The sequence below is a fragment of the Pediococcus ethanolidurans genome, assembly GCF_001437405.1.
Lineage (GTDB): Bacteria > Bacillota > Bacilli > Lactobacillales > Lactobacillaceae > Pediococcus > Pediococcus ethanolidurans.
The window spans coordinates 1-9970 of the sequence record NZ_JQBY01000038.1; the positions used below are offsets into that span (position 1 = coordinate 1).

A 9970-nucleotide genomic window follows, 5' to 3' on the forward strand; every position below is an offset into this window, starting at 1 on the left:
TTCACCAATACCAGAAAGTGTAGACCCATAATTAAAAGTCTCGAGGATCTGACAGTCAATTGTCGGATCCTTTTTTTATACCAAAAAAACAGGAAGTTAATTTAGCATTTGCCAAATTAACTTCCTGATTTCGTTTTGTTTAAATTAGATTTAAAACTTGGTCAACTTGTAGTTAACGCTTTGTTGTTCGTACTCCAGGGATTTACCCTCAAGTGGTTCTACAAATTCAATATTGTAATCGGTGTTGTCTTCAACTAACTGGATAGCATCTTCTTTGGTAGGTGCTTCGAGATAAATTGATTCGGTTGTTTCCCGTTTAGGGGTGGATTCTGCAGCTGTTTGGAATAAAACTTTAAAAATCATAATTTGAGCTCCTTTTAAGAAAATTTAAGATTTTATAGACCTGTCTGAAAAGGCAAGCGACTCTAATGACTAACAAGACTATTCTAGCATACCAGTTGCTTGAAGTATAGAATCGAAACGCTATAAACCACGGAGTACGTTGAATTTATGCTAAAATGAAAGTAACAAATAAAGGAGCCAGACTATGATCATCCTATATGTTTTGATTATTCTTATCGTAATTGTTTTAGTGGGAAGCTACGCGATTCGACGGCGAAAACGAAAGCGAGCTTTATTAGTGGTCCAATCGGCTAGTCGTCATGATGTAACCCTGGCGATGGCAAAAGTATCAGATGCCTTAAAAGAACAGAAAGTGATTTTGACAGGACAAACCGATACAACGCCAAAATTAGTTTCAGATATTTGGGGACGTGGTGTTTTGGCGTTTGAATTTTCGTTTGGCAAAACAGATTTACAAAAAAATGAATTAGAATCACTTCGACACTGGATTAATGAAGTAGTAAAAAAGTATGCTAAAGATAACAACATTCAAAGCAGGTTCGAGTACCCAGTATTTTGTGTGACAGATATCTGGTTGTACCACGAGGAATTACATGTGGATGTGGCAAATGTGATTAATGAACCAACCAGAGAATATATTGAAGATCTTCACAAAGTAGAGTAAAAAAGAGACCTGAAAAATTCATAATTTTTCAGGTCTCTTTTTTTCTAACCGATAATTACAGCATCGTCTGCAATTTTTAGGGGTTCTTTTTTATTAATATGATCATAAAAAAGAGTGCCCTTTAAATGATCGATTTCATGTTGGCAAACAATTGCTGGATAGTCCTTTAGGCGAATCTTTTTGTTCTCACCGTCTACGGTTTGATATTTGATCGTGATACGATCATGGCGAGGAACGTAACCAGGAATGTCTTTATCAACAGAGAGACAGCCTTCACCCTCTTCAAGAGCCGCAACTTGCACTGATTCACTTACAATCACTGGATTGACAAGTATTTCTTTAAAAAGTACGGGTTTGTCTTTACCGCCAGGAACTAAAACAGCAGCCATTTGCAGTGAAACGCCAACCTGTGGGGCAGCTAAACCAACACCTGCCCGTAGCTTGTATTTCTCAGCAATTTCTGGATCTTGGCTTTTAACCAAATATTCCATCATTCTATCTGCCAATTCTTTTTGCTCTGCTGTTAAGGGAAAAGTGGCCTTGGCAGCTCGTTTTCTTAAAACAGGATCACCATCACGGGTGATGTCATTCATTTTAATCACTTTCAAAACCTCCAAATGTTTCTTCAAAATTATTTTACCATACTTAGAAATAATAAAACCGAGTAAGAACATTTTTAAAACGAGTTTGAAAGAGGTAGAATGAATATAACTGAAATTATGGAAGGAATACTGTGATGAGCGAAAATTACGCGTACCCATTAGAAGCAGAGTGGCAGATCGAGGAAATTACAACGGTGGTTGCCTTTTATACTGCAGTAGAAACGGCTTATCTAAACGGGATAGATCGTCAGTTGTTTTTGAATCAATATCATGATTTTAAACAAATTGTGAAAAGTAAGGCTGAAGAAAAACAATTAACAAAAAAGTTTTTACAGGTTTCAGGTTTTGACATGTATGTGGCTGTGAAAGCTGCACAAACCTCAGATCGTAAAAGAATTGGACCGTTGAGTAAATAGGTGAATTATGAATATTATAGAAAATTTGTGGCAGACTGACCATATCATTCGTGGTTGGCTAAAAGAAGTTAGAGAAGATATTTTAAGCGAGTTACATGATCCTCTGGCAGTTGCTGAAAAAACAAGTCGAAAAGACTTAGTTACCAATGTTGATAAAGCTAATGAAAAAAAGATAATTAAGGCTATTCGTAGTTTTGATTCGCAAGCTAAAATCTTGGGTGAAGAGGGCCAAGGTGATCAGGTAACGTCTATGCAAGGACACGTGTGGATTATTGATCCTTTAGACGGAACGCTTAATTTTGTTAAACAGCGTGATAACTTTGCCGTCATGATTGCCTTATATATTGATGGTAAAGGCATTCTTGGATACATTATGGATGTGATGCGTAACCGGATTTATGGTGGTGGCCCAAGTTTAGGCGTTTTTACTCAGGATAATGAATTAACTAAACCTACCAACCTTCATTTGAGGGACGGATTACTGGGTGTTAGTGGACCAATGCTAATTCATGATAAGTATCATTTACAGGCGATTGATGAAGCAAGTTCCGGAGTTCGTATTATTGGTAGTGCAGGAATTGAATTTATTCAGGTGCTAAAAGGAAAGCAAAACGGTTACATTTCACATTTGATGCCTTGGGATTTTGCTGCAGGGAAAATTTTGGCAGAAACCCTTAATCTTTCGGTAACAAAGGTTGACGGAACACCGGTTGATATGCTATCATCAAATGATGTATTAGTATCGACTAAAGATACACAAAAGGATATATTAAATATGATTAGGTAGTCTGACTGTGACAAACTAGTTGCAGTTTTTTTATGGAGATGCCCAGGAAAAGGAGAAACACTTTTGAAACGACGAGATGATATTCGAAACATCGCAATTATTGCCCATGTTGACCACGGTAAGACAACTTTGGTGAACGAAATGCTAAAGCAATCAGATACATTGGATGAACATACCCATATTGAGGATCGGGCCATGGACACTAATGCGATCGAACGTGAGCGAGGCATTACGATTCTTTCTAAGAATACAGCCGTTCGCTATGGCGACAAACAAATTAATATTTTGGACACTCCAGGACATGCGGACTTCGGTGGTGAAGTTGAACGAATTATGCGCATGGTTGATGGTGTATTATTAGTTGTTGATGCTTTTGAAGGAACAATGCCACAAACACGGTTTGTGCTTAAAAAAGCTTTAGAGCAACACTTAACACCCATTGTAGTTATTAATAAAATTGACCGTCCAGGCGCTCGTCCAGAAGAAGTTGTGGATGAAGTGTTAGATCTCTTTATTGAACTGGGTGCAGATGAGGATCAATTGGACTTCCCAATTGTTTATGCAAGTGCTTTAAATGGTACTTCTAGTTATTCTAGTGATCCTGATGATCAAAAACACACTATGAAACCATTGTTTGATACAATTATCAAAACAATTCCAGCACCAATTGATAACAGTGATGAACCTTTACAATTTCAAGTTGCTATGTTGGATTATAACGACTTTGTTGGCCGTGTTGGAATTGGTCGTATTTTCCGAGGCAAAATCAAGGTTGGCGACAATGTTTCGGTTTTGAAGCTTGATGGTAAGGTCAAGAACTTCCGAGTAACGAAGCTATTTGGTTTCTTTGGCTTAAAGCGTTTGGAAATTAACGAAGCAAAAGCTGGTGATTTAATCGCCGTTTCCGGAATGGAAGACATTTTCGTTGGGGAAACTGTTACCGATCCAGATCATCAAGAAGCTTTGCCTTTACTTCGAATTGATGAACCAACATTACAGATGACGTTCAGAACTAATGACTCACCATTTGCGGGCCGTGAAGGTAAATTTGTTACTTCACGTCAATTGGAACAACGTTTGAAATTGGAATTGCACACCGACGTTTCGCTTCGTGTTGAAGACACAGATGATCCAGGTGCATGGATTGTTTCTGGCCGTGGTGAATTGCATTTGTCAATTTTGATTGAAACTTTACGTCGTGAAGGTTATGAATTACAAGCTTCACGTCCAGAAGTTATCTATAAGGAAATTGATGGCAAACTTTGTGAACCATTTGAATCTGTTCAGATTGATACACCAGATGAGTATACTGGTTCAATCATTGACAGTTTGTCTCAACGTAAGGGCGAAATGCAAAACATGGAAACCACAGATAATGGTCAGACTCGTTTAACATTCTTGGCTCCTACTCGTGGTTTGATTGGTTATTCAACTGGCTTCTTGTCAATGACTCGTGGCTACGGAATTATGAACCATACCTTCTCAAAATACTTACCAGTTATTAAAAACTGGAACCCTGGTCGTCGTAACGGAACCTTAGTTTCAATTAACTCAGGTAAAGCTACAACATATGCAATCATGGGAATTGAAAGCCGAGGCACAATTTTTGTTGACCCTGGTACAGAAGTATATGAAGGCATGGTTGTTGGTCAAAATAACCGTGAAAATGATATTTCGGTTAACATCACACGTGGTAAGAACCAGACAAACGTTCGTGCTGCTGGATCAGATGATATGGCTAAGATCAAGACGCCAACTCATTTAACTCTTGAAGAATCATTGGAATTCATCAATGAAGATGAGTATTGTGAGATCACACCAGATCACATTCGTCTTCGTAAACAAATTTTGAATACGAACGAACGTGAAAAAGATGCTAAACGTCGTAAGACTGCTTCAAAAAAATAAATAATTGATGTTTAAAAAGGAAACTCGAAATTTGAGTTTCCTTTTTTTTGATTGGTGAGAGTTTTAGCAATTATCCGATTGGTACCTACAGTTACTGATTTGAAAATATAATTCTGAGTTGATAATCCTTCGTAACTACTGCCAAAAATAGTTAGTAACAATGGTGCTGTTGATGAATTAAAAAAGTAATAGTCAAATAAAAAAAGCTCTGTTATTGAAGCCAAATTTTGAGGTTTCAGTAACGGAGCTTTTTTGTGTAGTCATAAAACTTGAATTAATCGATTCGTTCAATCTTACCTACAGCAATTGGTAACGTCACATGGGCATCGAATTCGCCGACCATGCCAGCAACCGTTACGGGTAAGTTGAGGTCTTTAGGGACACCATGAATGTAAATAACTCGTTTGTCTAATTGTAAATCTTTGGAACCGAATGCTTTTTCAAAATTAGCTTCAAGTGTTGCTAAAGGGACAACTTTTGTGTAAGTAAAATAACCATTAGCATCTGAAACGGGATAGCGATTGTGAGGAATGTCCATATTTTCTGGAGCATCATCAAAAGGAACCATTGTAGTTCCGGATACAGATTCAGTTTCCATTAGATCAATAAATCCATCGTGATTTGTATCCTGAGCAGAAGTTGCAATGTCAGCAGCTTTGCCATTTGGAAAACCATGAAAGTGTTCCCAGTGTTGTGTGTTTGCCGGTGTGTCAAACATTTCAATCGTGATAGTTAGCTGGTCATCGTCTTCGGTAAAATTGGCAGTGCCATGTGCACTAGTGCCGATTTTATTAGCGTTCAACGAAACAATGTTCGCTTTATACTTAGCCATAATTAAGAATCCTCCTTTGTAATAATTAAGACCAGTATATAACCATTTTAGAAAATTGAAATTGATATGCATCAATTTTGGGAAATTGTTATTTATTCAAGTGTACGAAATTGTAATTTTTTTTCTGTGCCATTAGTTTAAACATAAACAAAAATTTCAAAAGAGGATGGATGTTTCACTAAACAAATGGGACATGCTATTAATTTGATTATCGATTGGGGTATGTTGACTTTATGACCAGATTCGCTTAGTTAAACGAATATAGCAAAATAGTGATGTTTAATCACAAAAGGATTAAGTAATTTGAGAAATCAATTACCTATTTTTTTGACCAAAAAATCGATAGTTTGGAAATTTAATCAAAATGATCAGATAATTAGTTAGAATTTTTAACATTGAGACTATAAAAGCATCAATTTCTTATCTTTTATTTCTAAATTAAAAATAATGAGTCAAATCAGCTAAGTTTCTGATATACAAACATTAACTAGTGGATATGAAGTGTTTTAGTCAGATTATTGCACATTTCTATAAATACGCGTAAATGGGGTTTTGCTAAAAATTTCCAAGTAAGTCAGTTTAATCGCAGCTTGGCTACTTTTGAGATGAAGTGTCGCTTTTAAAGATAATTTAAAAAACACGAACTTTATATTACTTAATTGGTTATTTTGAACAATTAAACTGAAACAATAATCTATATTCATCTTGTTTATTAAACAAAATCGGTTAAAATGATGATATAATTAAAGCGATTGCAGGTATTTGATGAAATTGATTTAATTATTAGAATGGAGGAGCAATATGTTAAATAATTCGCGACATAATAAACAACGTCAAAAACTGTTGTATGACACCGCACAGCGAAAAGAACGTTTTAAGATGTATAAGGCCGGTAGAAACTGGCTTTTTGCAGGAATTACGGTTTTGTTTTTTGGAACAGGAGTCTATATGGGGCCACCAGAAGTATCTGCTGATTCAACGGTAGATACTTCTTCTGTAGCAGTGACCTCTAGCTCTGCTGCAAGTGAGAGTAGTTCAAGTCTGCAAAGTAGTTCGTCTGAAAATAGTGAAACAACTTCGGCTGCAGCTGTATCCGAAGCTGCATCAAGTAGTGTAGGAACCACCGATTCATCTGCAGCTTCGAGTGATTCGACAAGTAGCAGTGCAACTTCAAGTGAAGCCACTAGTGTTGATTCACTTGCAACTTCAAGTTCTAGCAGTAATTCGCAAGAAACTTCAGCCACAAGTACAAGTGAGGGTTCTAGTGTAGCAACTAGCAATGTGTCAAGTAGTGAAACTGATAGTTCTAGTGCTGTTTTAGAAACGAGTAGCGTATCAAGTATCACTTCTGAAACCGCTTCAAGTGCAACTGATTCAGTAGAGACTCGTGAAACTTCGAATAGTGCAACTAGCTCAGAAGCTGTCACTAGCGAAACGGATCAAGAAAAATTAGCTACGTTGGGTACCGAATTACCTGCAGGTACAGAAGTAACAGTTCAGAGTGATGGTTCAATTTTAATCGCATTACCATCCGACTATGACGATGTAGCTTTGGTACAACAAGTTGTTGATGATGCTCAGTTGAAAAGTGCGGTTAAGATTACAGCTAAGAATGCAGCTACATTAACTGCACCATTGACTTATGGTGCGGATAATGCTACCGGAGCTGGTCGAATTGATGCAATTTTTGGTTATCCAATTTCAATGGCAGACTTTGCTTTTATGCAAGCAGTTGGGACAGGTACTTTTTATAACGAATCAACTGAGACATTGGTAACCAATGCAAAATCAGCTGATCTATTTAGTTATTGGCAAAGTCTTAGTAGCTCTATGAAACTTGATATTCAGGATTCAAATAATGAGGTTTTTGTTGGTGAACTAAATGAATTATCGCGAGCTTACTACTATTTTATTGGTAGTGGAGACAGCAGTTATATTGGATATTTAAAAGCACAAATTAGCAAAATGGATGTTGCAACAGCAGCTGGATTGTCAAATGCAGCTAAAACTGATTCTGATTCTGACTGGTATCAAGTTGTTCTAGATAACTCTGAATTTTGGAAGGAATACTTTATTCAGGCTGGAAGTGGAGTTAATGATATACCTGCGTCTGGTGATGTAACATCGTTGCTTGGCAGATGGGGAACTACAAAGCCAACTGGGCTGACGGATGATCAATGGAAAAATATTCAAACGTTTATCAATGGGACTGTAGGACTTTATATTTCGGAAATTGTACCAGGAGCACAGGATTATGTTCTAAATGTTGTTTTACCCGCAGTTAATACGGTCTCTGATACACAGTCATTTGATAGTGCAAATGATGCCACTTCTGTTTTGACAAGTATCAATGAACAATCGTATCAATTGGCTCATAAGTTAATGACAATTGATGGGGCGTATTCGTTAACTACTATTATTCCCCATATTGGAACGATGTATAGTTCTTCTAAAGGAACACTTGTGGAATCCTATATGAATGGGCAAACTTTAGGTGAGTATGTTGGTGCTTTGGAAGGCGGTACAGCAACAGGTTGGGATGATACTACTTTATCTGGTGATGGAGTTGCATATTCTAACTTCTCAGTTTTCAACGATTTATATTTGGCGTATTCAAAAGCAATTATTGATGCAGCATATGGTTACGCCATGGTGGGAAAATATGATGCAATTCAAGCTATGTATACGCGGGTAGATGCTAATGGTAATGTTGTAACGGATGGAAGTGCAGGAACAGAAAGTCTATTAGGGTATCTACATGATAACGATGGATTTGATAATGTGCAGACGATTCATAATACAATTGCCGGTATCACAACACCAACGGGTGATGATGTAATTCCAACAGGTACGACAACCACTACTTATGAAGCTGGACTGACTGATGTTTATAAATATATTTTGCCGTTTTACAATCAAAAGTTAAAAGATCTTGCGAGTGATGATGCGGTTGATCCAACTGATTCAAATTATGTTGATGAAGTTTGGAACAAGATTATGACCAATTATAATTTGACCGATACAAAGGGAAATACATTAACCACAACTTATTCTGGAGAAGCGACAAACGATACTAATCCGCATGATGAATCTAATTATGTTAGTGAACAAACTAAAGAATATCTTGTTAGTTTTTATACTGGGCTTACAACAGCGCCGAACACAGTGTCGTATTCTTTGCAACCAGTTCAAGAAACCCAATATGTTGATAGTGATGGCAATATTATAAAGCAATCGTATAAAAATCTTGGCAATCCAATTAGTGGATTAACAGGTACTTTTAATGATCCGATTGACATAAGTAACTTACCAGCAACAATTAGTGGCCTTAATGCTCCTGATGCGGCAACATTGGCTGCGATTACAATTCCTGAAAGTGGTGGCGTTGTCTATATCCCTTATGGTGGAATAACACAAGTTCTTGCAGGAAAGGTAGCTGTAAAGGGTGTAAATGTTCCCGATACTGCAATTTTTGATTATACAATTTATAGTAAAGCTCAGAATTCAACAGACAGTGATGTACTTATTAGTGCCGGAACAGAAAATGCATATAGTGATGATTTTTCTCTTGATTTGAGTGATGGGGAGTACGCGATCATTACACCTTCAAACCCGGATACAACTAAGTATGCTGTCTCAGTTGATGGTGCAACGGAAATTGAAAATACAGGTACGTATCAGATTAGTTTTGATGATACATTAAATGGTGATGATACTGTCACTATTACGTACGGTGTTCCAGTGATTGCTGCACAAATTAAAGTTACGGAAACGGGGGCTCCAGACGGAACCAGTTTCACGTATACAGTAAATGGGGGTGCAGAACAAAAAGCTACCTATAATACTGATGGTTCTGTTTTAATCAATGCGAATGTTGGTGATAAGGTAATTATTACTCCAAAAGTGGCAGGGTATACATTGACTGGAACAGATAAGGGCGTTGAAACCAAAACTATTACGGTGGATGATAAAAATGTGGATAGTACCATTAGTGCGAATAATACAGCGACATTTATTTATAATCCAATTTTAAGTTATGGTTCTAAGACAGTTAGTCGAACTGTTCATTTTGAAGGTGCAGGAAGCAAGACACCTAAGGATGTAACTCAAACCGCAACATATTCAACCGTAACCAACGAGGCTACTGGTGAAGTATCATATACGCTTAAAAACGGAATGGATGTAGCGATTGTAACAATTGCAGGTTTTGCTGCAGTGATTGGTAAGGTTCCTATTAAGAAAGACGATGATGGAAATTATACTTCCATTGATTTTAGTGATTTCGATCAAACTTTCTTATTTGATCCAAATGAATCGGCAACACTGACGCAACCTGGTGATATTACGGTTAGCTATACAGCTATTACTTACACGCCAGATACACCAGGTGGGGATAAG

Annotated in this window: 8 protein-coding genes; 5 read left to right on the plus strand and 3 right to left on the minus strand. The window is 37.1% G+C overall.

Features of this window, described 5'->3' with window-relative positions; translation table 11 throughout:
* Nucleotides 1–150: 150 nt before the first annotated feature.
* On the minus strand, nt 151–363 hold the full coding sequence (locus IV87_RS10370) for a DNA-directed RNA polymerase subunit epsilon (RefSeq protein WP_057808010.1): 213 nt from the start codon (nt 361–363) through the stop codon (nt 151–153).
* A 184-nt stretch (nt 364–547) separates the two neighbouring features.
* Here IV87_RS10370 and IV87_RS10375 point away from each other — a divergent pair, with 184 nt between their 5' ends.
* Complete coding sequence (locus tag IV87_RS10375; protein WP_057808012.1) at nt 548–1027, plus strand: hypothetical protein; 480 nt, start codon at nt 548–550, stop codon at nt 1025–1027.
* Nucleotides 1028–1071: 44 nt separating this feature from the next.
* On the opposite strand, the gene def is transcribed toward IV87_RS10375, so the two are convergent.
* Nucleotides 1072–1629, minus strand: coding sequence for a peptide deformylase (gene def, locus IV87_RS10380; protein WP_143053206.1), 558 nt, complete (start codon nt 1627–1629; stop codon nt 1072–1074).
* A gap of 134 nt (nt 1630–1763) precedes the next feature.
* On the opposite strand from def, the gene IV87_RS10385 reads away from it, so the two are divergent.
* The 3 genes from IV87_RS10385 to typA all read left to right on the plus strand — a co-directional run bounded on the left by IV87_RS10385 (nt 1764) and on the right by typA (nt 4740).
* Complete coding sequence (locus IV87_RS10385) at nt 1764–2045, plus strand: UPF0223 family protein (protein WP_057808014.1); 282 nt, start codon at nt 1764–1766, stop codon at nt 2043–2045.
* Between the two features lie 7 nt (nt 2046–2052).
* Entirely contained in the window at nt 2053–2832 is a 780-nt protein-coding gene (locus IV87_RS10390; RefSeq protein WP_057808015.1) for an inositol monophosphatase family protein, read from the plus strand.
* Nucleotides 2833–2895: 63 nt separating this feature from the next.
* Nucleotides 2896–4740, plus strand: a complete 1845-nt coding sequence (typA, locus tag IV87_RS10395) for a translational GTPase TypA (RefSeq protein ID WP_057808017.1) — start codon at nt 2896–2898, stop codon at nt 4738–4740.
* 274 nt (nt 4741–5014) lie between these two features.
* On the opposite strand, the gene IV87_RS10400 is transcribed toward typA, so the two are convergent.
* On the minus strand, nt 5015–5572 hold the full coding sequence (locus IV87_RS10400; protein WP_057808019.1) for a hypothetical protein: 558 nt from the start codon (nt 5570–5572) through the stop codon (nt 5015–5017).
* An 801-nt stretch (nt 5573–6373) separates the two neighbouring features.
* Here IV87_RS10400 and IV87_RS10405 point away from each other — a divergent pair.
* Nucleotides 6374–9970, plus strand: a 3597-nt coding sequence (locus IV87_RS10405) for a KxYKxGKxW signal peptide domain-containing protein (protein ID WP_082623580.1), incomplete at its 3' end; no start/stop codon positions are given.

Coding starts and splice junctions, on each gene's coding strand:
- IV87_RS10370 (WP_057808010.1), bottom strand. CDS start 363: ATGATTTTTAAAGTTTTATTCCAAACAGCTGCAGAATCCACCCCTAAA.
- IV87_RS10390 (WP_057808015.1), top strand. CDS start 2,053: ATGAATATTATAGAAAATTTGTGGCAGACTGACCATATCATTCGTGGT.
- IV87_RS10385 (WP_057808014.1), top strand. CDS start 1,764: ATGAGCGAAAATTACGCGTACCCATTAGAAGCAGAGTGGCAGATCGAG.
- IV87_RS10400 (WP_057808019.1), bottom strand. CDS start 5,572: ATGGCTAAGTATAAAGCGAACATTGTTTCGTTGAACGCTAATAAAATC.
- IV87_RS10375 (WP_057808012.1), top strand. CDS start 548: ATGATCATCCTATATGTTTTGATTATTCTTATCGTAATTGTTTTAGTG.